The following is a 25589-nucleotide window of genomic DNA, read 5'->3' as shown; positions in this document are numbered from 1 at the left end:
TTAGTTATTATTTATGCCATTTTCCACCGCAATATTTGCAGCGATAATCACCGCCACCATACGATAGGACTTGATCTTTTTCGTGAATACCTAGATGGCAACAACATACATCCTTGCCGTCTTCATCCTGCTCACATCCGATATTCGGATAATCCCAAAAGGATAACTTACCTTTAACATTTAGAACAGGTTTATCAAATAGAATAGAATCTTCGCATACCCAGTTATATATTGGTTTCTTCAATCCATAATGATTGATACAGCCATCCTGACAACTATCAGTATTCCAAGAACCGCACTTAATGGGATTAGTGCAATCTACTTCAGTTTTCTCTGCCCAAATGGATGGGTGATTTATCACGCAGTCACTGAATACGATACTCCCGATAATGGCAGAAGTATTATGATAAGAAGCGACTACATCCATTATATCATTTCCAATTGCATCTATTTGTGCATCATCAAACAGCATATACGGTTCTTTATCCGTTTTAGCACTTGCATGAATCAAAACCTTTTGCCCTTTGTACTTCTCTGGCAATTTCCAAGTTCGGTTCTCAATACCTTTAATGCCGGCACATAACAAGTATGCCCACGGCTGCTTTACGCTTATTGTTATCATCTTTGGTTAGTTTTGATTAAAAGGGCACGTCTCTGAAGAGAAGTATAAACTGTCACATTTAAAACTTTATCGTCAAGATAGGAGAACGTGCCCTAATTATTATTACTTTTGTTATGTCACATTTAAAAAATTATTAGTCATGGAATTAAACGATGAACAATTCAATGCCATTTCTTCTGAAATAATAAAGAAGGCTGGCTTATTCAAATGTCCAGTATGCGGACAGAATGCAGGTTACAACTTTGCTCCTACTGAATTTCACGTCTTAGCAGGCGAAAGAGACAGCAATGGAACAGGTTTATCATTTGGGGGGCAATCAACCTTCCTTAGAGTAGTAGCAGCAACCTGTCCTCACTGTGCGCACATTTCGTTTTTCAATCTTGTTAGACTGGAGAAGAATATTGCCGGAGAAAAATAGCTTCTTTAGCAACATCTTGCTCTGCCTTTCTAAAGAATGTTTTTTGATTAGCCATTCCTTTCTTGGGAGTGGCTTTCTTTGTTTTTATTTTCATCTTTCAATACGCTTCACCTATACAGCATTAGGTTCAAGTTTGATGAGTTATTTTTTGGTTTTGAATTAAATATTCCTGTAATTCTCAGGTTCCCAATTGTCTGTATTGCAGACAAAGCAATATCCATTTTTAGGATTCTCTTCGTGCGAATGAGATCCACACGTTTCGCACCAGTAGCGAGTATCAATGCACGGCTTTAGTCCTTCGTTCTCTTTTCTTGTGTTTTGTATCCTCTCTGTTAAGAGATCAACTAAAGCCGGATTGTCAAAAGCCCTTCCGTCGTGCATAAGAATTATTTCATCTGGACTTTTATGTTTGTCCCTACAAATTTTCTCAGCCACTTCATGCCTAAAGTCCATATCTATGCATGGCAGAATTTCATCAAGTATATTTTCAACTGACTTTTTGTAAGCTTCATCTGCATCTGAAATGAGCATGTTTAAGCGATTAATTTTATCCATATTATCTAATTATTAGTTAATAAATAAACTATAAAGACTATACTGGCAACTAGCGCTACAAAGAGCGTCCAACAGACTAGCACTAGGTTCATGCATAGTCTCACGGGGTTAATCATTCTTTTCATAATGCTCTATTTAAAATTGTTAGTTTCTTTTTTCATGTATTTCGTAATAAATGAAATAGATATTTCTACACGGAAAAGCAGCGTGAAGCTTTCCTCTTAAATGAGAAAGGTTGTCTGTAGTGTATAGGACCCGATAAGAATCACATTCAACCATCAGAATACCTTCCTCAGTACAGTATTTCACCTGAGTGATTACGTATTTCATGAGCAGTAAAATAAAAGATTCGCTGCGTAATAAACCAGGTAGGAAGCTATAGCGATAAATGCTATACATATTATATAAGCGATTGATTCAAGCGGAATCTGATTAATCGCTTTAAAAAGCCTCTTCGTCTTCTTCATTGTCATTTGAATTAAAGATGTTTGCAATCATATCTACAATATTCTCTTCAATGGCCTCAGTGGAACCGGTCACTGCATTGGCAATACTCTTCTTGGTTTGGATGATTCGATATATTTTTCCATCTATTGTCCCTTTTCCCAGGAAATAGTAAACTGTAACCGAATTCTTTTGTCCGATACGATGGGCGCGATCTTCGCATTGGCAACAGTCTGCATACGTCCATGGGAACTCAACAAAGGCCACGTTCGAGGATGATGTAAGCGTAAGCCCGACTCCGGCAGCTTTGATTGAACAGATTATAATATCTGTTTTTGGGTTCTTTTGAAAGGAGTCTACAGCCGCCTGCTTTTCTTCCGCTGAATCTCTCCCGGTAACTGATACAGCCGTAGGGAAATGTTTCTTAAGCTGGTCTACAACTTCATGAAGCGAGCAGAAAAGAATAATCTTCTGACCGTTCTCCCGGAAGTCCTTTACAAACTCAATAACTTCTTTTACTTTTCCTCTGGCCGCTACCTGACGAAGTATGTTGATGCGTACCATCACTTCTCCACGCATTGCACGCGCAATCTTCTCATCATCCGCATTCTTATACTTCTGTAGATAACTTATAAGATCGCTTTCTGCATCCTTGTATTCTTTCCGGTTGGTTATTTCGCATGTGAGAACCTGACGTACTTTATCAGGAAGATCTTTCAATACAAGCGATTTCTCACGCCGAAACATGCAATGAGTCCAGAGCAAGTAATTGAGCTCTTTGAGATTACTTGCTTCGTTTGGTCCGGAACAAAAACGGTCAACGAAATTTTTATAACCGCCGAAATCATCCATGCGATCAAGTATAGACAGTTGAGGTACTAAATCCTTTGGCTTGTTTACAACGGGTGTTCCGGTTAATTCAATGATGTATTCTTTACCCTTGCAAATACCTTTGCAGAACTTGGCCTGTTGGGTAGAGGATGATTTACAGCGATGGCTTTCATCAATGATAACTGATTTAAAAAGACCGATTGATTGTCTGAACTCAACATCGCGAAGGGTCCAACCCTCTGATTTTTTAATTCGCTGCACAAAGTATTTCTTCAGTGATTCATAATTGACAATGAATACTTGGTACATACCTGTTTGCCAAAAGAACGGCCATGTATCGCGTACCTTATCAGATAATACCATTGCTTTTTTGTCGGTAAACTTGTGCCATTCACGTTCCCAATTGATTTTTAAAGATGAAGGGCAAATGACCAAGCAAGGAAAAGCGTTTGCTATGTTAATCGTTGCAATTGACTGCAATGTATTGTGAGTAACAATAAAATCATTAGTTAAATAAAGACTATCAGGTGCAGACACTTTAATACATTGCTGTTCGTAAATCCCGATAAAGTTTACTGATTTTATATACCGTGTGACTCTAAATGCCTTGTTTAGCTTCCACGCGTTATATTTATACGGAACCGCAAAAAAAGGATTAAAATTAGTACGAATATTTACTTGATATTCAATCCCCTTTTCTTCGATTGTTCTGTTGTATGCTCTAACAATTGATATTCCACCTAATGATTGAACGAGCTCTTTGACGTCGTTTGCCAATCTTAAAGATGTTGTATGAAATGTGGTTCTGTTTTTAATACAACTGCCGTCAGTGTCCATCAAACCAGCCAAAAGCATTCTTCTCTGTTCAATATCTCCCTGCAGATAATCGGATGGAATAAATTTTGTTGGACTAGAAATGTTTAATCCATAACGCGATATCTCTTGATGATATTCATTATCGTTTCTTTTGCTAATTCTGGAAATCCCAAACCGCAAGTCACCCTTCCGTATTGCTTTTTTTATTTGATAATCTTCTGGTAGTATTGAACGAATATATTTCACTATCCCATATTTTTCTTCCGGCAAGGACATACTGATTGATGTTCCTGTCAATGAACCATCCCCAATAAGTGACCCCATAATATATGGATCAATAAAGAAGTCTGTTCGTCTGTATTGTACCGGCTCACAAACAGGTATTTCCCACTTTAGTGAAGGTTTCCTACCTGAATTTGCGCGTTTTTCATTTGTCTCATTTGTTAATCCCTGATTAATCAATTCTTGCAAAGTCTTAACAGTCCAGCCTTTTCCACGTCTCCTTCTATTTTGGTCACGAACACACCATAAATGCTCAAGATTACAATCTGAATATGATCCATCGCTCATTTCAACGCGATAAGTCTTTTGGAAACCTTGAGGATATATTGCATCTACGGTTTGAATGCTTCCGTCTTTTGCGAATATCGTATCACCAACTTTTATATCTCCCATCTTTATCCATCCTGAAGGGCTTGAAATCAAAGAATAAAGCGGATTAGCTTTGCCCAGACCCGGTTCGTCCGTGTTCATGAATCGTTTAAACTCTAGCCCACGCTGTATTCCTTCTAGCTGATAAGGGTAAGGAGTTATTTTTAAACCGTGAGGACGGTCAAGAGGACGGAGAACGGGAAGATCATACGTTTTTTCTTCTTCACGCGAATGTGCTGATTGATCGCCTCCCCATGTAACCGGTTCTATTTGTCTTATTTGGTATGCTAAACGTTCGAGCTCGACTCTTTTGGATGCAGGAACTTTCCATATCTTCCTGATTGCATCGTATTTGCGACCCTCTATCTGTTTGATTCTATCAACGATGATAGGTCTGTACTTGAATTGTAGCTCAAACATGTTGTCTTTTAGAATAATATTCATCGCCTTTGGTTTATTGTATGGAGTGCCTTGTCGACACTCCATTTGTTACTAATTACGCCGTTTCGTCAAATACTTTTGCTTCCTCTATGTTCATCTTCTTTCTTCCCTTGCCTTTCTTCTTTGGCTCAATATTGGCATCAACGGGTGCATCGGATTCGAAATCCAGCTGCTCTTGTTTGACACCGTATTTTTCAGAGAATAAATACTCAGATACTTCCCAGTCGCAACGTTGAATAGCTAAATCAAGTTCTGAACCATAAGAATAACCATCTACGGCATCATCAGAAGAAAATTTGGTAAATGGAGCAATGAGATTGAGCACTTGCCCGGACTTGAGAATCTTTTGGCCAATGATTGTCACGCCTGCAGATTCATCACTTCCTCCATGGGAGTAACCGGTGACAACGTATTTATCAATTTCCTTTTGAATTGCTTCTGTGGGAACGCTGTCGATATTTGAGCGATTAAATAATTTTGCTTCCGGCTGTTCTGTAACAGTTACCAGGAAAGGAACGAGAGCTGCAAAAGCTGCTTTCAAATCGCTATGAATGATTTGATCACATTTCTTGCTTACTTCATTCGTGTAGTTTGCTTCGGTATACTTCTCTTTGTAAGTTACCTCGCATCGATCGGCTCTCAAAGAAGCCTTTTCGATTACATTTTTAGGATTTTCCATGCTGATTATTGCTTTTATATTCTATCAAAATTGATATTGTGGAGAAGACCGGATTCGAACCGGTAAACCAGTATCGGATATTTCTTCGGGCATTGCAACCTCGGTCTTTGGGTTGCTTGCAGCCTCCGAACCGCTTGACTGGCTTAGTATTGTCGTTAGCGTCTACCAATTCCGCCACTTCTCCATCTCTGTTATTAGAAGTTTTCGTCTTTTGCCTTGACGATAGAGTATATTGCAAGGCTGATTATTATTAGACACCCTAAGGCAGCAATGCCGCTTTTAAGTGGTTGCGCATTTCCGGTACCAATCAGTAGGATCGCTATGACAAACCAGAAAATGCATTTGATGGAATCTCGTTTATTCATTGAAATTTCGTTTTACGTTGTTATTATTAAATCCGGCCATTTTCATTTCTTCTTTGGCCTTGCTGATTACAGTTACACACCATGAAAGCTGATGGGTAGCAGCTCGATTTGCTCTCTCGCACCAATCAACCAGATATTGTTCTTCCCGACAGATAGAATCAACTAGAGCGTTGACGGCCTTAGCTGTTGCTTTGGCATTTTTAGCGGTATCCCTTAATGTTTCCATTACTTCGGAGTTTTTCGACTCATTAAGATGGTATTTGGCATCTGCAAGTAGCTTACCTGTGCGTGCAATATAGGCGGTTAGATCATTGCCTCTTTGCAGTGCTTCTTCCGGGTTTTCGCTCATGGTGATATTCAGGAAACCGTCTATGTCGGTTAGCTCGGAGAATATCCGATCTTTTGGTGTGATGTTGAGGTTCATTGTTTATTCTATTATTAAGTTAGTAGCATCCAGTACTTGAAGGCTAGTTCATCGTACTTCTCCTTTCCTTTCAAATATATCGGGTCCCCTCTTTTGATGAAGGCTTTGAATATTTTTAGGTTCTTCTTGGAGATAGCATAGATAAAATCTTGATTACTTCCGGCGATATCCATGTACCAAGCGCGTGAACGATCCCAATCGAAGAAATCAATTGCCTCATTGAATTGCTTCTGTGATTCGGCAAATGTTGACTTTAGATCTCCGCCAAAACCGAATTGTGCAAGCCACCAATCCCATTTACAACGCGTGTCAAGAGTGTATTTGAAATTCCCGTACTCAAACTCTTGATTCTTGTTGATCATGAACTTTTGTGTGTCTGACTTTTCAAGTACTTGTGCCAGAAACTGATCTTTTCTTGCTTCCATCCGGAGCGCTTTTTTCATCTCTGTAGCTAACTCAAAATCTTCCTTTGTATACACGACATCATCCACGGTTAATTTGTAGTAATTGACACGATCCTGCTCAGTAATCATTGCATCAATAAGAGTCCCGAACTTAAAGGCCTTCTCCTTATCCCCGTATTGTGTACGAGGATAAAGGAAGTTCTTTAATTCTGTCAGGTCTGAGTTGCTCACTTCTTTGCGGAGAAAGTATGTATCAGGATTGCTCATCTTACTTTGCTTTTACGTCCTCGATATATTGCACGTACTGTGATTTGATGCGCTCATCATCCTTATTTGCCTTCTTTTCACAGAAGGTTATCATCTTCTTATGAATCTTTTCAAGCTCATCAATAGGAAGGTTTTGCCCTTCATTAATCCACCACATTTGGTATATCTCAATGATGCCGGCCGGATGTAGCACTTGTATCTTTTCTGTGATTTTAGCTTTCACAGGAGTTGGCGCAATGGTGGCAGCTGCTGCAGAGTCAAAGAGTGAATTCATTTGGCTTGCCTGTGCGGATGCTTCTGCCTCTGCTTTGGCACGCTCTTGTTGTTGCCTAGCCTCGAGATCGCGTTTGGTTTGCTCTTCCAGCTCTTTCTGCTTGCGTTCAGCTTCGATGCGTTTAGCTTCTTCTGCGTTAACTCTTCGGATTCTTTCGGTTTCCTCTAGCTCTTTTTGAAGGGATGGCAGGCGATCGATGTATGACTGCCTTAAATCTTCCATGTCGAATCGATATTGTTTGGCAAATGAATCATACTTTCCTCTCATCACTTCTGTCTTGATGGCTGCTTTGGTTTCCGGGTCCAGATAGATAGAGCAGAATGTATCGCGGAACATGTTGAAATGTTCCTGAGGATATATCAAAGGCCATTCTTGAATCATTTTTGCTTTTTCTGAAAAATTTGCGAAATTGATATTGCTCCAGACCTGTGAAATGAGAGCGCTTTTATTATTGAAGAAGTCATTGTAGTGGTGACTCAAAGCCAATTCCAAGGAACTCTTATACGATGCTTTTTCATTATTAAAATTCTGCATTCTTAATGCCTCGGCTTGGCGCTTTTTCTCTTCAGCTATTTTCTGTGCAGCGTACTTATTACGCATGTCAACAAGCCTACCGGGAATAGTAGCCATATTCTTTGTGTCTACTTCGCTTTCAAGTGATGTGAATACTTTACGCATCTGATCAAACAGCTGGGTTAATGGCTTACGTCTGGTCTCCATATTATCTTTCGTCACCTTGATCTTATTAAGATAGGATGCAATTTGTGCATCAAGAGCGTCGTTCATACCTCCATTGGCCTCTATTGTATCAAGAAGCGTTTGACCTGCATTGTTAGCTCCTTCTACTGATTGTTGATTGCGTTGCAACATACCAGGAGCTGTCTTCATAATAGATGAAAATTCTTCTACTTTTATTAATTCTGTAGACATAATGATTGGTTTTAAATAGTTATTAAAATCCTTCGTTTTCGTCTGCTTCGGTGACTTCCACTTGAACGGGAACCGGAGCTTCTAGCTGTTTGTCTTCTCCAAATGGCGTTTTTGAATAATCGTCAGTTCCTTCACCTGTTTCAATTCCGTAGTCAATAACTGCTTCCTCTTCTTGACTTTGCATGATTGTATATTGTCCGGTACGTACCTTGGGATAGGCATCAAAGGCATGCTTAATCATTTTGTTTTCAAGAAATCCCGGGTCAATGCCTCCGTCTTGTGAATAGTAAAGGTCATTGGCTTTACCTTCCACACGTTGGCCATTCTTGTAATAGGAGTTATTTTTGGCCGAGAATTTGGCTAGGCGTTGGATGTCGCCTTCAAGAAGCCATTGGTAATCTTCAGAGCCATCACAGCGAACGATGCGAATAAAGGCACCTATTACTTTATTAGATTTACGTGGAATAGCAGCTGAATAGGTTATTTTTTTAACTCCGTTGTCTAGGCTAATTGAAAAGATATCACCTTCATACACAATCACCGGATTGTCTGCATATCGTATTTGCCCGGCACGCATGCGCATCATTAATTCGCCGTAACCTGTTACAGATACAGATGCGCGTTTTTCATATACATCTCTGCCGCTTTCATCTTTGTGTCCCGTCTTTACGTTGCGAGGAATTAAGTAACAATGAGGATGGCTTGTATTATCAAGTGATAGTCCATTTACGGCCATGTCAAGGAAGCAACCGTATAGAGACATCTTGCTGCATTCTGCAACAGCCGGGCTTTCACGCAATAACTTTTGGAAGTTGAATACTTCTTTGTGATATACTTGTTCTCCCATCTGAGAGCCCCAAATTGCGTTATACATTTGGATGAACTTCTTCTCTACATTTTCATTCTCGACAATCTTTGTTGCCGGAAGAGAGTTTAAATCTTCTAATTTGACTTGAATAGCGTTTGACATAATCTTTTGGTTTTAAATAGTTATTAATCACCGGAGTAACGGCCTTCTCTGTATTCCTTCATTATGGCAAGGTCTATTTCGGTAGTCGGCCTTGGTCCTCCCGGAGTGAATTTGATTTCAGTCTTTACAGAGTTATTTCTCTGATCTTCCTGCTCTTTTAGTCTTCGCCCCATTTCTTCCTGGAGCTTGGCTAGGGTAGGGGATGAGGAGACTTTGTTATTCATTCTTTATAATTTGGCTAATGATATTATCAGGTAATTTATTGTAAATGTCCATCATCGAACTGGCCGTTTCAACTTCGGACCTCTTTACGTAATATCTTCCCCTTTCCTTATTCCTTGCCGGATAAAGTTTTATCCAGCTTTTTTCGCGCCATTCTTTTATTAGGCGTTTTCCATATATTCTCTCTGCCTGTGTTATTGTTATCACTTCGGAGAGTAAACCAAGTGACTTCAAAGTTTGAATTGTTCCAATCTTGATGCTACTTGCAATGATATTTTCAATGTATCTATCCATAATCTTAGGCTGTTTCTTTTTTTATGTATATAAAGGGTCTTGAGCTTGTTAACTATCCGAAACGCATTCACATCGCTATGCTATGTTGCCTGTGGTTTATGATTTAGAATTCGTATATCTCTTCAATTCCGTTTTCCTTGATTCGTGATCTCCGCATTGCGCGAGCGTTTACGTTGATGTCGAATGTGAGTTGGAAAACGATGAGTGCTAATAGTGACATCGCAATGATTGTTTTCTGCAATTGTGCGAAGTCTATGTTTAGAGCAAATGCTCTATTAAGCCACCAAGAGCCAAGCTCATTCAGTTTGCTTGTTCCTGTCTTTTTATATGCTTTATCCAAGAGCACATTGATGGTACCGTAGGCAGTGCCCAGTCTGTCGGCCATCTCTTTTTTAGCTAAACCGCATGCGGCCAAGCCGGCAATCTGGTTTTCTCTTTTGGTTAGTGTAGTATTTGCTAATTCCATTGTTATAGAGATTTTGCTTGATTAGAGATTTTATCAATGGCTTTCTTGTGTTCTTCTGCCATCTTAATTGCACAGCTTAGTACGTCGATAGCATACCGTGACTTCATGTTTTTGTCACTTCGTCGGCCCAAAACGTTTGTCACTGTTATGGGAGAGCACCCGACTGTATCGGCTATTTTCTTTTGCCATCCCATTGGCAGATTCTTTTTAATTTCTTCATAATTTGCTTCCATAATTGTTGATTAATTAGAGTAAGTATTCTATTTTATTGATTTTATATTCAAAATATTTGTTGGTTACAAATCGTTTTCGTTAACTTTATAGTGCAAATGTAAACTACATTTTCTTTATATGCAAATAAAATTGCAATAAAATGAAAATAAACTTTCAATAAAAAGAAATAAACTTTCGAGATGGACGTGTCAAAGCTAAAAAAATTAATAGAGATGAGTGGGCTTAGTAAGCAAGCCATAGCTGATAAATGCCTTATTTCAAGGCCTACATTGGATAATGTTCTTAATGGATCTGATGCTAAGATAAGTACAATAGAAAACCTTGCTAAGTTTTTTAATATACCAGTAGGCTATCTTTTCGATTCTTTAGATGTAAACCAAACTTTCAATGGCGATTCGAATGTTGTGGTTGGGAGAGATAATAATGGAAATATAAAAGTTGCAAAATGCCAAGATGAATTGGAAGATGCATTAATCGAAATTCGTCATCTAAAGGCAGAGATAGAAGGCCGGGATAAATTATTGGAAGAAAAAGAAAGATTGATTAATGTTTTGATGAAAAAATAGTATTTTGTTTGTCAAATATAATCTTATAAAATAAGTACAATGAAAGACAATACTAATTCTATATCTGTAGTTAAAGAAATAGAGAATAGAGATCTCCTCTTTATTTCTTATGATAATGATATTCCGTCTAACTATAGGGGAGGGGTTATGTTCTCATTGCATATTGATGAAAATGGACGGATTAGATGTGATTCTAATGAGAGGACGGCTGTTGACCCCAGTACCATACACATTCATCTTCCAATAGTTGAAGAGTACGATGTTTCTCCTTTACCATATTGGCCTCATTATATAGAATTGACCCCAGGGCAGAGATTTAAATATTTAAATTGGCTTCGTAACGTTGAACAGCCTATTGATATAGGATATGTTTTTCTTTATTATTATGGTCTTGAACGTCATTTGCTTACTGATAATTTCGAAAAAGCATTTAACCAAATCATAAGATTACGTAATGTACATAAAAACAAGTCATTTCAAAGCTATACAGAGCATGCTCTTATTCATTCTTGCATAATGATGGGACGTATTGATATGTTGTTAGGGATTCATGAAAAGACCGATGTATCAGGCTTCTCTAATGCTCAATTTCTACTTGCTTACAATGGGAAGATGGATTTAGGTATTGAAAATCTTCTCAGCGTGTTTTATAAAGCTTTTACATTATCGAGGAAAGCAGTCTTAGAAGATCGACAGATGTTTGTTAATAGTATTATGGATAGCCTTAAACTAGAGTATGGGAAAGAAACATTTGCCCTTTGTGACTATGATATTAGTAAAGTCAAAACTAAAACAGAGATAAGATTTGCTAATTATTCTTTTCCTACCGAGATACAAAGGGTTGAGATAACGGATTTTTATCAATGCAAACCTTTAATGGCAGACTTAGAAAAGTTATTTAAGTTATCCTATGAGTTGTATAAAAAAAACCGAGCAATTGAAAAGAAAAAGCAAAAACTTAATATAAGTGATGAAGAAGTTCATTTGTTACAAATAAAAAAAGACGTAGCTAGATATAAGAGGCTATTGAATGATAAAAAGATAACTCAAGAAGAGTTCCTTTTATTGCAAAAGTTTAAAAACGGAGATGATTATTAAATTCTCTCATTTCAACGGTTGTGATATTAATTATAAAATTTAAAATGATATGAAAAAACTTGTTCTAGCATTTTTTGCAATTGCATTATTAGCCAGCTGTAATAAGGTAATGTATAAGGAATCTGTGTATGTGGTTGACTACAGGGAATATATTAAAGAGGGCTTTATAATTAGCCCTACTGTAACAGGTTTTAATTACCAACCAATATCTAATATTGAGGTTGTATTTTCTTCTGGTGAATTACCTAAGGGTGAAAGTGGTGATAATCTTGAAAAGATCGTTCCCTATAAAGGCTATAAAGGTGTTTCAAATAAGTATGCTCCCACGGGAAAAAGAATGATGGATAAAATTGTATCTGAGGCTAAGGCAATGGGTGCAAATGGTTTGATAAACTTTCAAACATCGTATAATTCTAAAAATGGGACTTGGTCTGCCTCTGGTCTTGCAGTTGAGATGAAATAGTCAATAATTGCACTCTTGGGAATATGTGTAAAAGAATGACTAATCTTTCATGTCAAACTGAGGAACAGGAGAAGAGGGAACGGTGTATTATCGGACATAATAAATTGTATAAAATGCACAGCTGGTCTGACGAGATGTAGTGATCATATTGTATATTATAAAAATAAGTTTCATGAATGGTATAAGAAGACATCTATTTTGGATTTATGTAAGAAAAACAATCTATGCTCTTATTTTGGGATTTATTGGAAGTATTCTAGGGGCGTATTTTCAAAATCAGAATTGGCGTGAGCAGAACGAACTTTCAAAATTGGAAACTGATAGAAAAAAGGCAGAAGAAATTTTTTCTGAACTCAGTACTTTAATGGGAGATCGACAGTATAAGACTATAAAGTTGCTTTCTTCCTATAAGCAGGGAGATAGCTTGAAAATACGAGCTAATAGGGAATCTTTATGTTTGCAATTGGAGATGTGGGGCGCTCAAAAAGATAGACTACATGCCTTGGTTGATGGCTATTTTGGAAAGGAATGCAGTGATTATTTTATGCGTAATATTCAACCACGTTTTGCATTGAGTGGGAACTTGATATTATCTAAACCGGTAGATAATATAAATAGAATCGAGAATATTCTTGCACAGATTGGCGCACATATTTTTATTCTTAATAAGAAAATGATAAATGCTATTAAAGAGGATAAGATAGGGCGCTTTATCAGTAAATCTAGAGAATGAATATAGTTTTCTTTTGATCTTAAAAGTTAAAAAAGATGGATACAATTCTAGAAAAAGACAAATTGATTACTTCGCTTCGACAGCAATTGCGGCAAACGATGCGAAAATGTAGTGCGCTGGAACAAGAAAATGCTCTTCTGAATAATGAGCTGGAGAACTTGAAAAAGCAACCAAAAAAGAAGGTGAATTAGAACTATTTTATAACTCAAAAGCTCAAGTCTCTGAAAGTGCGATTGTAAGCCTGATCTAGAAAAAGATGGACCTGCCTTACAAGCAGAGGGTCGGCGGTTCGAACCCGTCAACGCCCACATCAAAGGTCTCATTTTTATGAGGCCTTTTTTTATTTTCACATATTCACAAACTTTCTGATTACTTTTTTTATAATACTCCGAAAAAGAACTATTTTTGCGGTCTGATAATTATCTGGAAATTTATGAAACTTGATTTGCTTACGGCCATCTCTCCTATTGATGGTCGCTATAGGGGTAAAGCTGAGGCTTTAGCTGATTTTTTCTCGGAATATGCGTTGATAAAGTATAGGGTTCAGGTTGAAGTGGAATATTTTATAGCACTTTGTGAATTGCCTCTCCCGCAACTCAAAGGAATTGATCCTGTTGTTTTTGATTCTTTGCGCAGCATCTACCTTGATTTCTCAGAACAAGATGCTCAACGTATTAAAGATATAGAGAGTGTTACAAATCACGATGTGAAGGCTGTAGAGTATTTTATTAAAGAGAAATTTGACCAGCTGGGCGGATTGGAAGCGTACAAGGAATTTATCCATTTCGGACTGACTTCACAAGATATTAATAATACATCGATTCCTTTATCAATTAAAGAATCGCTAGAACAAATCTATTTTCCACTTGTTGAAGAGTTGATAGCACAGCTCAAAACGTATGCTGAGGAGTGGGCAGCTATTCCGATGTTGGCCAAAACTCATGGACAGCCGGCTTCTCCTACGCGTTTAGGAAAGGAGATAATGGTGTTTGTATATCGCTTGGAACGTCAGCTGAGCACCCTGAAGGCATGCAGCATAACAGCTAAGTTTGGTGGCGCTACAGGTAATTATAATGCACATTGTGTTGCATATCCTTCTTATGATTGGAAGGCTTTCGGCAATAAGTTTGTTGCCGAGAAACTAGGTTTGGAGAGAGAAGAATATACCACTCAAATTTCAAATTATGATAATTTGGCTGCTGTATTCGATGCCATGAAGAGAATGAATACAATCATGATTGATATGAATCGTGATTTCTGGCAATACATATCGATGGAGTACTTCAAGCAAAAGATCAAAGCTGGTGAAGTGGGCTCAAGTGCCATGCCGCACAAGGTGAACCCCATTGATTTTGAAAATGCTGAAGGAAACTTGGGTATGGCAAATGCTATCTTGGAACATCTGGCTGTTAAGCTGCCTATCTCACGTTTGCAAAGAGATTTGACAGACTCAACGGTATTGCGTAATGTGGGCGTGCCTTTTGGACATACGGTCATCGCTATACAGAGTTCCTTGAAAGGTCTTCGTAAGTTGTTACTCAATGAGAAGGCATTATATAATGATTTAGACAACTGTTGGAGCGTAGTTGCCGAAGCAATACAAACTATATTAAGAAGGGAAGCTTACCCTAATCCGTACGAAGCATTAAAGGCTTTGACCAGAACAAATCAAGCAATTACTGAAAGCTCAATTAAAACTTTTATTGAAGAGTTAGAGGTCAGTGAAGTCATAAAAGAAGAATTAAGAAAAATAACTCCTCATACATATACGGGGATTTAATTATTAATAACCAAAGAACAATAAGTGTTAGAGATTAGGCCGTGATGGCCAGTAAAAGTTTAATTTTATTTTGAAGAGAAAATGAGCACAGAAAATGAAAATTGGCGTGATGATTCTTACGCAGAGGGTAACAATACCGGCCGGGATGGTGAAAACACGTATGAGAGAGACGGATATAACCGTCGGGATGACAATCGTTCATCTTTTAATAGAGTAGGATACAATAATAATCGTGACGGCCAATCAAATCGTCCTTATCGTCCATCTTACAATCGTGATAACTCGGATCGTCCTTCACGCCCTTCATATAACCGCGAAGGTGATGATCGTCCTTATCGTCCGTCGTACAATCGTGACAGTTCGGACCGTCCTTATCGTCCATCTTACAACCGTGATAACTCGGATCGTCCTGCGCGCCCGTCTTATAACCGCGAAGATGGTGGTGATCGTCCTTATCGTCCGTCGTACAATCGTGAAGAAGGCGGTGATCGTCCTTACCGTCCACGCATCAATCGTGAGGGAGGTGATCGTCCGGCGTATAATCGCCCGCAACGTCCTTATAATAATAGAGAAGAAGGTTCTTGGAGAGGAGGAGACTCTGAGTCTCGCAGACCTTGGCAGGGTAATCGTCCTTCTTACGGGCAATCGCCTTATGGAAGTGATGACCGTCAACGTCGTCCCCGGATTTCTTCTGGAGGTTCTTCATACGGACGTCCGCAAGGAGGAATGAACAGACCCATCCGTCGTTCGGCCGATTATGATCCCAATGCTAAGTACAGCCATAAAAAACAAATTGAATACAGAGATCAGTTTGTTGATCCCAACGAACCGATTCGTTTGAATAAATTTCTGGCTAATGCAGGAGTTTGCTCTCGCCGTGAAGCTGATGAGTTCATCACAGCAGGTGTTGTTTCTGTAAACGGAGAAGTGGTAACTGAATTGGGAACAAAAGTAAAACGCAACGATCTCGTGAAATTTCACGAAGAACCGGTTAATATTGAACGTAAAGTTTATGTTTTGCTGAATAAGCCCAAAGATTTTGTAACGACAGTAGATGATCCTCAGGCTAGAAGAACTGTGATGGATTTGGTAAAGAATGCATGTAACGAACGCATTTATCCGGTTGGTCGTCTGGACCGCAATACCACCGGCGTTCTGTTGTTTACAAATGACGGTGATTTGGCTTCTAAACTAACTCATCCTAAGTTCCTGAAGAAAAAGATCTATTATGTACAGACAGATAAGAATGTTACTAAAAATGATATGGATCAGATAGCTTCAGGGATTCAGTTGGAAGATGGTGAAATTCACGCAGATTCAATTGAATATACAGATGAGGTAAAAAGAAACCTAGTTGGTATTGAAATCCATTCGGGTAAGAATCGCATCGTTCGCCGTATATTTGAGTCTTTAGGCTATAAGGTGATTAAACTGGATAGAGTACTCTTTGCCGGATTGACCAAGAAAGGACTTCGCCGTGGTGAATGGCGTTACCTCACTGAACAGGAGGTTTCGTTCCTTAGAATGGGATCATTCGAATAAAAATAAATAGACAATGAAGAGTGAGTCAAATCACTCTTCATTGTTATATAATAATGAATTATAAGATCGTTTATGGAGAAGATTAGTAGAACAAAGATTGTTGATTTGCTCAAAAGAACAGATTTTGGAGCGACTGTCAACGTGAAAGGATGGGTTCGCACCCGCAGAGGCAGCAAACAGGTTAATTTCATTGCGTTAAATGACGGTTCTACGATTAATAATGTTCAGATAGTTGTTGACTTGGCTAACTTCGACGAAGAGATGCTCAAGCTGATTACTACGGGAGCGTGTCTGAGCGTTAATGGAAACTTGGCCGAATCTGTAGGTTCCGGGCAAGCTGTTGAGGTTTTGGCAACGGGTATTGAAGTTCTCGGAGCGTGTGACAATACGTATCCTTTACAGAAAAAAGGACATTCGTTGGAGTTTTTGCGTGAGGTGGCTCATTTGCGTCCGCGTACCAATACTTTTGGAGCTGTGTTCCGCATCCGCCATCACATGGCGATTGCCATTCACCAGTTCTTTCACGACAGAGGATTTTTCTATTTCCATACTCCCATAATTACGGCTTCGGACTGTGAAGGAGCCGGACAGATGTTCCAGGTCACCACCATGAATCTGTATGATCTGAAGAAAGATGAGAACGGATCCATTGATTATGATAATGATTTCTTTGGAAAACAGGCAAGTTTGACTGTATCCGGTCAGCTGGAAGGTGAGCTTGCTGCCATGTCTCTAGGTTCTATCTATACCTTCGGACCTACTTTCCGTGCAGAAAATTCAAATACTCCTCGTCACCTGGCAGAATTCTGGATGATTGAACCCGAAGTGGCCTTCAATGAAATTGAAGATAATATGCAGCTGGCGGAAGATTTCATCAAATACTGCATTCAATGGGCGTTGGACAATTGCATGGATGACATTAAATTCCTGAACGATATGTTTGATAAGGAATTGATTGAAAGACTTAAGTTCGTTTTGTCTAATGGTTTCGTCAGACTTCCTTATACTGAAGGTGTAAAGATACTCGAGGAGGCAGTAGCCAACGGTCGTAAGTTTGAATTCCCTGTTTACTGGGGTGCCGACCTTGCTTCCGAGCATGAACGCTATTTGGTTGAAGAACATTTCAAATCTCCTGTTATATTGACTGACTATCCCAAAGAGATCAAGTCTTTCTATATGAAACAGAACGAAGACGGTAAAACGGTGAGAGCGATGGATGTTCTTTTCCCCAAAATCGGAGAAATTATTGGAGGTTCACAGCGCGAGGAAGATTACGAGAAGCTGACTCGTCGTGCCAAAGAGATGGGAGTACCTGAAAAAGATATTTGGTGGTATTTAGATACACGAAGGTTTGGTACGGCACCGCACGCTGGTTTCGGACTTGGCTTTGAGCGTCTTTTGCTCTTTGTAACGGGTATGTCGAACATCCGTGACGTAATTCCGTTCCCCAGAACTCCGCGAAATGCTGATTTCTAGGTCGCTGATAAGATATTAAATGAACGTTCGGTTGGTACTGCTGCTATGTTGCAGATGCCGGCCGGACGTTCTTTTTTGCCTTTGATTCTGAAAAATATTGTCTTATGATTGCTTCTTCTGTTCTTTATTGCTTTATTATAGCTTGTTAAGGGCTTGTCTGGCAAGGGCTTAAAAACCAAAAAATAACAGAAATAGTTTGCCAATTAAAAGAAAAGCAGTAATTTTGCAAGCCGATTATTATCACAAAAAGGATAAGAGATTCATTTAGAGCGGGTTAGCCATCCTTTGTCCGGGGAAAACTACCGCGCGATGAATATTTTTTTAGTAGTAACAATTAAAAAACAAATTAAGAGTGGATACTTTAAGTTACAAGACCATTTCTGCAAACAAAGCAACAGTAACTAAAGAATGGGTTATTGTTGATGCTACAGATCAGTCTCTTGGACGTCTGGGAGCGAAAGTTGCGAAACTGTTGAGAGGTAAGTATAAACCAAACTTTACTCCTCACGTAGACTGCGGTGATAACGTTATCATCATCAATGCAGACAAAGTTAATTTAACCGGAAATAAATGGAATGACAGAGTTTATTTGTCATATACTGGCTATCCCGGTGGTCAGAGAGAAATTACTCCTGCCCGTTTGAAAGCAAGACCTAATGGCGATGACAAATTGCTTAGAAAAGTCGTAAAAGGAATGCTTCCTAAGAATAAACTAGGTGCTAAACTACTTGGAAATATGTATGTTTACTCTGGTAGTGAGCACAAACATGCGGCACAGAGCCCCAAATTAATTGATATAAACTCACTTAAATAATAGATAATGGAAGTAGTAAATGCATTAGGCAGACGTAAGCGCGCAATTGCACGTATATTCGTAAGCGAAGGTACAGGAAAGATTACTATTAACAAGAGAGACCTTGCACAGTACTTTCCATCAACTATTCTTCAGTACGTTGTGAAACAGCCGTTGAACAAACTAGGTGCTGCTGAAAAATATGATATTAAAGTTAATCTTGGCGGTGGCGGTTTCACTGGTCAGTCTCAAGCTTTGCGTTTGGCTATCGCTCGCGCATTGGTGAAGATTAATCCGGAAGATAAATCAGCTCTTCGCGCAGAAGGCTTTATGACTCGTGATCCTCGTTCTGTTGAGCGTAAGAAACCGGGTCGTCCTAAAGCTCGTAGAAGATTCCAGTTCAGTAAACGTTAATGGAATCTGTCGGGTTATAATCCGTTTAGTATCTAAACTACCGGGACTCTTTTTGACTACCCGGCGGTTGGTTTAGAAAAAAACAAAAAAGAAAGTAAACGATTTAAAGAATAAAACAATGTCAAGAACAAATTTTGATACATTATTGGAAGCTGGTTGCCACTTCGGACACCTTAAAAGAAAGTGGAATCCATCAATGGCTCCTTATATTTTCATGGAACGCAATGGTATTCATATCATTGACCTCCACAAAACCGTTGCAAAGGTTGACGAAGCTGCTGAAGCTTTGAAGCAAATTGCAAAATCAGGCAAGAAAATCCTTTTTGTTGCTACTAAAAAACAAGCTAAACAGGTTGTTGCTGAGAAAGCATTATCTGTTAATATGCCATACGTTATCGAACGCTGGCCGGGTGGTATGCTTACTAACTTCCCTACAATCCGTAAGGCGGTTAAGAAGATGGCTACTATCGATAAGCTAACTAACGATGGTACTTATTCAAACCTTTCTAAAAGAGAAATTCTTCAGATTTCACGTCAACGTGCTAAACTTGACAAGACTTTAGGTTCAATCGCTGACCTGACTCGTCTTCCTTCAGCACTTTTCATTGTTGATGTGATGAAAGAAAACATTGCAGTACGTGAGGCTAACCGTTTGGGTATTCCTGTATTTGCTATTGTTGATACAAACTCTGATCCTTCTGACATCGATTTCGTTATTCCTGCAAATGATGATGCAACAAAATCTGTAGAAATAATTATTGATGCGTGTTGCGCTGCAATTCAGGAAGGTCTTGAAGAAAGAAAAGCTGAGAAAGTTGACATGGAAGCTGCGGGTGAAACTGCTGCTGCTAAAGGCAAGAAGAGAACAGCTAAAGCAAGACTAGATAAGTCTGACGAAGAAGCAATCAACGCTGCTAAAGCTGCTGCTTTCCTTAAAGAAGACGAAGAAGCTTAATATAATCAGAACTTAGTAAGTACCTTTCGATGGTTTTACTAAGTTCTGTTTTTCAATTCAAACTACTAACTACCAAAATTTAATAGTATGGCTGTAACAATGGCAGATATTACCCACCTTCGTAAAATGACAGGTGCCGGTATGATGGATTGCAAGAATGCTTTGACTGAGGCTGAAAACGATTTCGACAAAGCAGTAGAGATTATTCGTAAGAAAGGACAGGCAGTTGCTGCAAAACGTTCTGATCGCGATGCATCTGAAGGTTGTGTTTTAGCAAAATCAGCAGGTGACTACGCAGTGATGATCGCTTTGAAATGCGAAACTGACTTCGTTGCTAAAAATGCTGATTTCGTAGCTCTTACAACTCAGATTCTTGATTTGGCAATTGCGAACAAGTGTGCAGATGTTGAGGCTGTTAAAGCTCTTCCTATGGGTAACGGAACAGTAGCTGATGCTATTGTTGACCGTAGCGGTATTACCGGTGAAAAGATGGAACTTGATGGTTATGGCATCGTTAGCGGAGCTACAACTTCAGTTTACATTCACCCGGGAAATAAACTGGCTACTATTGTTGCTTTCAACCAAGCTGGTTTCGATGCACAGGTTGCTCACGAAGTAGCTATGCAGATCGCTGCAATGAACCCTATCTCAGTTGATGCTGACAGCGTACCTGCTGAAGTTCTTCAACGTGAAAAAGATATTGCTGCTGACAAAGCTCGTGAAGAAGGTAAACCTGAGAACATGATTGAGAGGATCGCTGCGGGTCGTATCGGTAAGTTCTACAAAGAAGTATGTTTACTGGAACAAGAATTTGTAAAAGATCCTAAGCTTACTATCGCTCAATTCCTTGACGGTGCAAGCAAAGGTCTGACAGTGACTGAATTCAAACGCTTTACATTAAACGCTGATTAAATCAATCAATTAGTCGCTTATATAAAAAGCTGCATAGGCTCGCTATGCAGCTTTTTTTTTATCCTACGGGTTTGGTTTTGGTATAACCCTCTTTCTTCAATAGTTCGAGCACTTTTTGCTTAAAGTCGCCCTGTACAATAATCTCCCCATCTTTGGCGGAGCCTCCTACACCGCATTTCGTTTTCAGGAGTTTACCCAGTTCTTTCAACTCATCTTCCGTACCGATAAATCCGGTGACGAGTGTCACAACTTTACCACCCCGGTTTTTCTTGTCTAACTGCACTCTCAAATTCTGTTTGGCTGGTTCTATTGTTTCAGCATGCTCATCATCATCTGTTTCGTACCTATAATCGGGGTTGGTTGAATAGACTACATTCAACCGCTCTTTCCAGTCATTACTTTTCATATTGCTGCAATTACATTTATGCATCAAAAATAATATTTAGTTCAGTACCTTGCAATCTTTTGTTCTTTTTATCGTCTAATGGTATATATGTTTTAAGTTTAATGATTCTTTGTAATATGATATATTCTAAACTAGTATGCCTATTTGCCTATTTTTGTATACTGCCTGCATTCTTATTTGGCCAGTCGCTGAAAGGTAGAGTGACGGATGAAAAAGGTTTTCCCATTCCATACGCTTCTCTTTACTTGGTAGAATTGCAAACAGGCGTAACCACAGATGATAATGGTCATTTCCAAACCACACTTAAAAAAGGACGCTACACGTTGGAGGTTTCTTCTATCGGTTATTCAAAAGAGAGGCTACAGGTCGATGTGGTTGGTGATGCGCAAGAACGAAACATCGTGTTGCATGAACGTATTTACCAATTAGGAGAAGTGGTGATTGGACGTAACACAGAAGATCCTGCTTATTCCATTATGCGGCAAGTAATAGCCAAAGCCCCCTTTTATAGAAATCAGCTGGTTAGCTTTCATGCCGGTACTTACCTGAAAGGAACCGGTAAATTAAAATCGATTCCTGCCATTCTTAAACTATCCAAGGAAGTACGCAAGCAATCCAAAGAAATGTTGGGTAAACTTTTTGTGCTCGAAGAGCAGCGGGAGGTGACGTATGCCGCACCCAATAAATGGACTAATAGGGTGAAAGCTTATGCCAATTCATTTCCCGAAAACATGAGAGTTGATATTGGAATAACCACAGTCAACTTATACACTCCCAATTTATTCGATAAGGTATCTCCTTTATCTGCCGGTGCTTTTTCCTACTATCGCTATCAATTAGAGGGTAGTTATGCCGAAGGTGATCATGTTATAGATAAGATTCGCATTATTCCGCGCAATAAGAACCCGCGCCTTTTGTCGGGCTATCTGTATGTGGTGGATGATCTTTCGTGCCTTTCTTCTGCTGAATTGGTAGTTGAAGAAGGTGGCTTGAAAGCAAACATCAGGGTGGTGTGTAGTGAAGTAAGTGTAGGTGCCTTTCTTCCCACTTCTACCAGTATGGGCTGCGTGATCGATGTGATGGGCATAGAGGCTGAAGCGTCGTATTTGTGTGCAACGCATTATGCCCGTGTTCAGGCGAAAAAGCTTCCTGCAAATGGACAAGTATTTCCTATAGAAACAAATCATTCTCAACTCGCTGTTTCAAAGGCGCAAGCGAAGAAGCAGCGTAAGATTGAAGAGCAGATCAGGAAGCTGACCGATAAGCCTGATCTGACGAACGCAGAAGCCTATAAGTTATATAAGTTGACTGCTAAATCCATTGAGCTGGCAGATACGCTCAAATCACTGCGTAAATATGAAAGACCCAATCGGGAATTGCAGAATGATGTAAAGACCGACTCACTGGCCGGAAAGAAAGACTCTTTATATTGGGCCGATGTGCGCAGTGTACCTCTTCGTCCCGAAGAATTGGAGAGTTATGCGCGTAAGCAGCAGAGGCTTATGCAAAAAGATTCTCTGAATAAGAGTGGTGATTCGCTTCATGCTAAGAAAAAAACGATAGCCGGCAAGGTTTTAAATACTTGGCTGACAGGTCAAACCTTTACTACGAAAGACAAAGATGTCTGGCTTAAACTTTATGATTTGACTGCTTATGTGCCCGAGTATAATTTTGTTGACGGCCTTTGGGTAGGTGCTAAGCTTACCGGAGGTTTGAAGCTTTCCGAAAAGGCCGATTTGAACTTTACTCCTCGCTTGTATTATGCTACAGCGCGTAAGAAACTGATCTCTGATTTCTCACTGACACTGAATTATGCTCCTCGAAGAGCCGGAAACCTGTGGCTGAAGGGTGGCCGACTGACCGATGATTACAACGGCGAAAGTGGTGAGTCGCGTCTCTATAACTCAGCAGCAACTTTTCTTTTCTCGAGGAGTGATGTGAAGTTCTATGAGAAAAGCTATTTGGCTCTTGGTAATCGCATGGAAATAGCCAATGGCTTGCAGTTCTCTGCTTCGCTCGAGTGGCAGAGACGAAACTCTTTGCAAAACTTTGTAAGCAAAGCACCACTGGGTGGGCATGTAGAACCCAATGTTCCCGAGAATGCCAACTATCAGTTTATGCCGGTCAATAATCTATTGAAATCATCCTTTGAGCTAAACTATACTCCGGCGCAGTATTACCGCATTGTTAAAGGTCGCAAGGCTTATGAAGAACCGCTTTTTCCTACGTTTAGCCTGCGGTACGAAAGAGCTTTTCCAATGAGTAGTGAAAAATATGTAACTTCTTACCACCGACTGGAGTTTGCTGCTTGGCAGACTGTTGACTTCGGCATGTTCAATCGCTTTTCGTGGAATGTTAATGCGGGTATGTTCCGAAATGCAAAGCAACTTCAGTTCCCTGACTTAAAACATTTTGTAAGTACGCGCATGCCTTTAACGGAAAGGAGCTTTGATACCGGCTTTTTCTTGATTGATAATTATCGTTACGCCACGGCAGATCGTTGGGCGCAGGCACACATGAGCTGGCACATGCCGTATTTATTAGTTAAACAATTGCCTTTCTTGCGTAAAAAATCATTCGATGAGGCTTTACATTTGCATACGTTAGTAACCTACAAAAACAGTCCCTACTCGGAACTGGGCTATTCAGTCGGATTTCGTAATGTGGCCCGTGTGGGAGTTTTTGCCGGTTTAAACAGGTTGAAATATTCTACAACAAGCGTTTCGGTGAGTTTGCCCTTTCCCAAATGAAACACTGTGCATTGTTCATTAGCTAATATTTAGAAATAATGTTAAGCTTTTGCCGGATTGAATTTGCGTTATCGAAAAAAAATGTACTTTTGTATTTCCATAATGATAAAGCAAGAAGTTACTATGAGCAATCAGCCACAGAAAAAAGATATCGCTAAAGTGCCGGAACCTACATTACGCAGGCTTCCGTGGTATCTTTCTAATGTCAAATTGCTAAAGCAGAAAGGAGAACAATACGTTTCGTCTACACAAATATCCAAAGAGATAAATGTTGATGCTTCGCAAATTGCGAAAGATTTGTCGTATGTCAATATCTCGGGTCGTACCCGTGTGGGCTACGAAGTGGACGCGTTAATTGAGGTTCTCGAAGATTTTCTGGGCTTTACCGACATGCATAAAGCTTTTCTTTTTGGGGTGGGTAGCTTGGGAGGAGCGCTATTACGCGACTCAGGTTTGAAACATTTCGGCTTGGAAATTGTGGCCGCATTTGATGTCAACCCCAATCTGATTGGAACCCATATTAACGGTATTCCCATCTTTCACTCTTCCGAGTTTGTGAATAAGATGAAAGAGTATGATGTTCATATAGGTGTGCTGACTGTCCCCATCGAGATTGCGCAACAGATAACAGACACCATGATTGCCGGTGGTATTAAGGCTGTGTGGAACTTCACGCCGTTTCGTATCCGTGTTCCCGAAAATATTGTGGTACAAAACACCTCTCTTTACGCACATTTGGCGGTTATGTTCAACCGTTTGAATTTTAATGAACACTAAGCATGAAGATTATAGCTATTGGAATGAATTATGCCGCTCATAATGAAGAGATGCGGCATACGCGTGTTAATACAGACCCTGTTATCTTCATGAAACCAGATTCGGCTATACTAAAAGACGGTAAGCCTTTTTTTATACCCGATTTTTCAGAAGAGATACATTATGAAACCGAAGTGGTTGTACGCATCAATCGTTTGGGTAAAAACATAGCTTCTCGTTTCGCTCATCGTTATTATGATGCGCTAACAGTAGGAATCGACTTTACTGCGCGTGATTTGCAGCGAAAGTTTCGCGAAGCAGGTAATCCGTGGGAGCTCTGCAAAGGTTTTGATAATTCGGCTGCTATCGGTACTTTTGTTCCGGTAACACAGTTTGCCGATGTGCAACAACTTCAGTTCAGTTTGCAAATTGACGGTCAGACCGTTCAACAGGGCTGTACGGCTAACATGCTTTTCGGGATTGATGAAATCATTGCCTACGTAAGCAAATTTGTTACCCTGAAGATAGGCGACCTGCTGTTTACCGGCACTCCTTCGGGCGTTGGTCCGGTTAGCGTTGGTCAGCACCTTCAAGGTTTTCTGGAAGGAGAGAAGTTACTCGATTTCCACATTCGGTAA

General features: G+C 39.6%; 29 protein-coding genes and 1 tRNA gene. 16 read left to right on the top strand and 14 right to left on the bottom strand.

The features are described 5' to 3' along the window. Window positions 1-7: 7 nt before the first annotated feature. Window positions 8-622 (bottom strand): ASCH domain-containing protein, encoded by a 615-nt coding sequence (locus C511_RS0108945; RefSeq protein ID WP_024997122.1) that lies wholly within the window; start codon window positions 620-622, stop codon window positions 8-10. A gap of 139 nt (window positions 623-761) precedes the next feature. Here C511_RS0108945 and C511_RS0108940 point away from each other — a divergent pair, with 139 nt between their 5' ends. Continuing rightward, window positions 762-1040: a hypothetical protein gene (locus C511_RS0108940; RefSeq protein WP_024997123.1), complete on the top strand. Its 279-nt coding sequence runs from the start codon at window positions 762-764 to the stop codon at window positions 1038-1040. Between the two features lie 159 nt (window positions 1041-1199). Here C511_RS0108940 and C511_RS0108935 read toward each other — a convergent pair whose 3' ends face one another. From C511_RS0108935 to C511_RS0108880, 12 genes are all read right to left on the bottom strand, one after another. After that, window positions 1200-1595, bottom strand: a complete 396-nt coding sequence (locus C511_RS0108935) for a hypothetical protein (protein ID WP_024997124.1) — start codon at window positions 1593-1595, stop codon at window positions 1200-1202. A 441-nt stretch (window positions 1596-2036) separates the two neighbouring features. Then, the gene (locus C511_RS18565; protein ID WP_193352427.1) at window positions 2037-4781 is read right to left on the bottom strand and encodes an SNF2-related protein; all 2745 of its coding nucleotides are present in this window, start codon (window positions 4779-4781) and stop codon (window positions 2037-2039) included. Between the two features lie 52 nt (window positions 4782-4833). Next, on the bottom strand, window positions 4834-5457 hold the full coding sequence (locus C511_RS16555; RefSeq protein WP_024997126.1) for a hypothetical protein: 624 nt from the start codon (window positions 5455-5457) through the stop codon (window positions 4834-4836). Window positions 5458-5496: 39 nt separating this feature from the next. Then, window positions 5497-5641, bottom strand: a tRNA-OTHER gene (locus C511_RS17890). Window positions 5642-5814: 173 nt separating this feature from the next. Then, window positions 5815-6246: a hypothetical protein gene (locus tag C511_RS0108915; RefSeq protein ID WP_024997127.1), complete on the bottom strand. Its 432-nt coding sequence runs from the start codon at window positions 6244-6246 to the stop codon at window positions 5815-5817. Window positions 6247-6260: 14 nt separating this feature from the next. Further along, entirely contained in the window at window positions 6261-6917 is a 657-nt protein-coding gene (locus C511_RS0108910) for a hypothetical protein (protein WP_024997128.1), read from the bottom strand. 1 nt (window position 6918) lies between these two features. Beyond that, entirely contained in the window at window positions 6919-8121 is a 1203-nt protein-coding gene (locus C511_RS0108905) for a hypothetical protein (protein ID WP_024997129.1), read from the bottom strand. A 22-nt stretch (window positions 8122-8143) separates the two neighbouring features. After that, window positions 8144-9091, bottom strand: coding sequence for a recombinase RecT (locus tag C511_RS0108900; RefSeq protein ID WP_024997130.1), 948 nt, complete (start codon window positions 9089-9091; stop codon window positions 8144-8146). A 23-nt stretch (window positions 9092-9114) separates the two neighbouring features. Next, window positions 9115-9264, bottom strand: a complete 150-nt coding sequence (locus tag C511_RS0108895) for a hypothetical protein (RefSeq protein WP_154657493.1) — start codon at window positions 9262-9264, stop codon at window positions 9115-9117. Window positions 9265-9307: 43 nt separating this feature from the next. After that, window positions 9308-9607 (bottom strand): hypothetical protein, encoded by a 300-nt coding sequence (locus C511_RS0108890; protein ID WP_148297752.1) that lies wholly within the window; start codon window positions 9605-9607, stop codon window positions 9308-9310. 103 nt (window positions 9608-9710) lie between these two features. Further along, window positions 9711-10073: a helix-turn-helix transcriptional regulator gene (locus tag C511_RS0108885; protein ID WP_024997133.1), complete on the bottom strand. Its 363-nt coding sequence runs from the start codon at window positions 10071-10073 to the stop codon at window positions 9711-9713. Window positions 10074-10075: 2 nt separating this feature from the next. Further along, window positions 10076-10306, bottom strand: coding sequence for a hypothetical protein (locus C511_RS0108880; protein ID WP_024997134.1), 231 nt, complete (start codon window positions 10304-10306; stop codon window positions 10076-10078). A 180-nt stretch (window positions 10307-10486) separates the two neighbouring features. Here C511_RS0108880 and C511_RS0108875 point away from each other — a divergent pair, with 180 nt between their 5' ends. The 12 genes from C511_RS0108875 (at window position 10487) to tsf (ending at window position 21039) form a co-directional block, all read left to right on the top strand. Continuing rightward, on the top strand, window positions 10487-10873 hold the full coding sequence (locus C511_RS0108875; protein WP_024997135.1) for a helix-turn-helix domain-containing protein: 387 nt from the start codon (window positions 10487-10489) through the stop codon (window positions 10871-10873). Window positions 10874-10912: 39 nt separating this feature from the next. Then, a complete protein-coding gene (locus C511_RS0108870; protein ID WP_024997136.1) occupies window positions 10913-11971 on the top strand; it encodes a TerB N-terminal domain-containing protein in 1059 nt (352 codons plus the stop codon). Between the two features lie 49 nt (window positions 11972-12020). Further along, the gene (locus tag C511_RS16550; protein WP_024997137.1) at window positions 12021-12434 is read left to right on the top strand and encodes a lipoprotein; all 414 of its coding nucleotides are present in this window, start codon (window positions 12021-12023) and stop codon (window positions 12432-12434) included. Between the two features lie 172 nt (window positions 12435-12606). Next, window positions 12607-13167 (top strand): hypothetical protein, encoded by a 561-nt coding sequence (locus tag C511_RS0108860; RefSeq protein WP_024997138.1) that lies wholly within the window; start codon window positions 12607-12609, stop codon window positions 13165-13167. 35 nt (window positions 13168-13202) lie between these two features. After that, window positions 13203-13358, top strand: a complete 156-nt coding sequence (locus tag C511_RS18140) for a hypothetical protein (protein WP_154657492.1) — start codon at window positions 13203-13205, stop codon at window positions 13356-13358. A 242-nt stretch (window positions 13359-13600) separates the two neighbouring features. After that, window positions 13601-14947: an adenylosuccinate lyase gene (gene purB, locus C511_RS0108845; protein ID WP_024997139.1), complete on the top strand. Its 1347-nt coding sequence runs from the start codon at window positions 13601-13603 to the stop codon at window positions 14945-14947. An 81-nt stretch (window positions 14948-15028) separates the two neighbouring features. Continuing rightward, on the top strand, window positions 15029-16489 hold the full coding sequence (locus C511_RS0108840; protein WP_024997140.1) for a pseudouridine synthase: 1461 nt from the start codon (window positions 15029-15031) through the stop codon (window positions 16487-16489). Window positions 16490-16561: 72 nt separating this feature from the next. After that, window positions 16562-17965 (top strand): asparagine--tRNA ligase, encoded by a 1404-nt coding sequence (gene asnS / locus C511_RS0108835; protein WP_024997141.1) that lies wholly within the window; start codon window positions 16562-16564, stop codon window positions 17963-17965. 352 nt (window positions 17966-18317) lie between these two features. Continuing rightward, on the top strand, window positions 18318-18779 hold the full coding sequence (gene rplM, locus C511_RS0108830) for a 50S ribosomal protein L13 (protein WP_024997142.1): 462 nt from the start codon (window positions 18318-18320) through the stop codon (window positions 18777-18779). A gap of 6 nt (window positions 18780-18785) precedes the next feature. Beyond that, entirely contained in the window at window positions 18786-19172 is a 387-nt protein-coding gene (gene rpsI, locus C511_RS0108825) for a 30S ribosomal protein S9 (protein WP_024997143.1), read from the top strand. 118 nt (window positions 19173-19290) lie between these two features. Beyond that, entirely contained in the window at window positions 19291-20127 is an 837-nt protein-coding gene (gene rpsB, locus C511_RS0108820) for a 30S ribosomal protein S2 (RefSeq protein WP_024997144.1), read from the top strand. Between the two features lie 87 nt (window positions 20128-20214). Continuing rightward, entirely contained in the window at window positions 20215-21039 is an 825-nt protein-coding gene (tsf, locus tag C511_RS0108815) for a translation elongation factor Ts (protein ID WP_024997145.1), read from the top strand. 58 nt (window positions 21040-21097) lie between these two features. On the opposite strand, the gene C511_RS0108810 is transcribed toward tsf, so the two are convergent. Continuing rightward, a complete protein-coding gene (locus C511_RS0108810) occupies window positions 21098-21445 on the bottom strand; it encodes a translation initiation factor (protein WP_024997146.1) in 348 nt (115 codons plus the stop codon). A 116-nt stretch (window positions 21446-21561) separates the two neighbouring features. Between C511_RS0108810 and C511_RS0108805 the strand changes: the two genes are divergently transcribed. From C511_RS0108805 to C511_RS0108795, 3 genes are all read left to right on the top strand, one after another. Further along, window positions 21562-24195: a DUF5686 and carboxypeptidase regulatory-like domain-containing protein gene (locus tag C511_RS0108805; RefSeq protein WP_024997147.1), complete on the top strand. Its 2634-nt coding sequence runs from the start codon at window positions 21562-21564 to the stop codon at window positions 24193-24195. 123 nt (window positions 24196-24318) lie between these two features. Then, on the top strand, window positions 24319-24972 hold the full coding sequence (locus C511_RS0108800) for a redox-sensing transcriptional repressor Rex (RefSeq protein WP_024997148.1): 654 nt from the start codon (window positions 24319-24321) through the stop codon (window positions 24970-24972). A gap of 2 nt (window positions 24973-24974) precedes the next feature. Next, the gene (locus tag C511_RS0108795; RefSeq protein ID WP_027318070.1) at window positions 24975-25589 is read left to right on the top strand and encodes a fumarylacetoacetate hydrolase family protein; all 615 of its coding nucleotides are present in this window, start codon (window positions 24975-24977) and stop codon (window positions 25587-25589) included.

It is taken from the genome of Bacteroides graminisolvens DSM 19988 = JCM 15093 (assembly GCF_000428125.1).
In the GTDB taxonomy this organism is placed as follows: Bacteria; Bacteroidota; Bacteroidia; order Bacteroidales; family Bacteroidaceae; genus Bacteroides; species Bacteroides graminisolvens.
The sequence above is the reverse complement of the archived record's forward strand: the minus strand, read 5'-3'. Positions and strand labels throughout refer to the sequence as shown.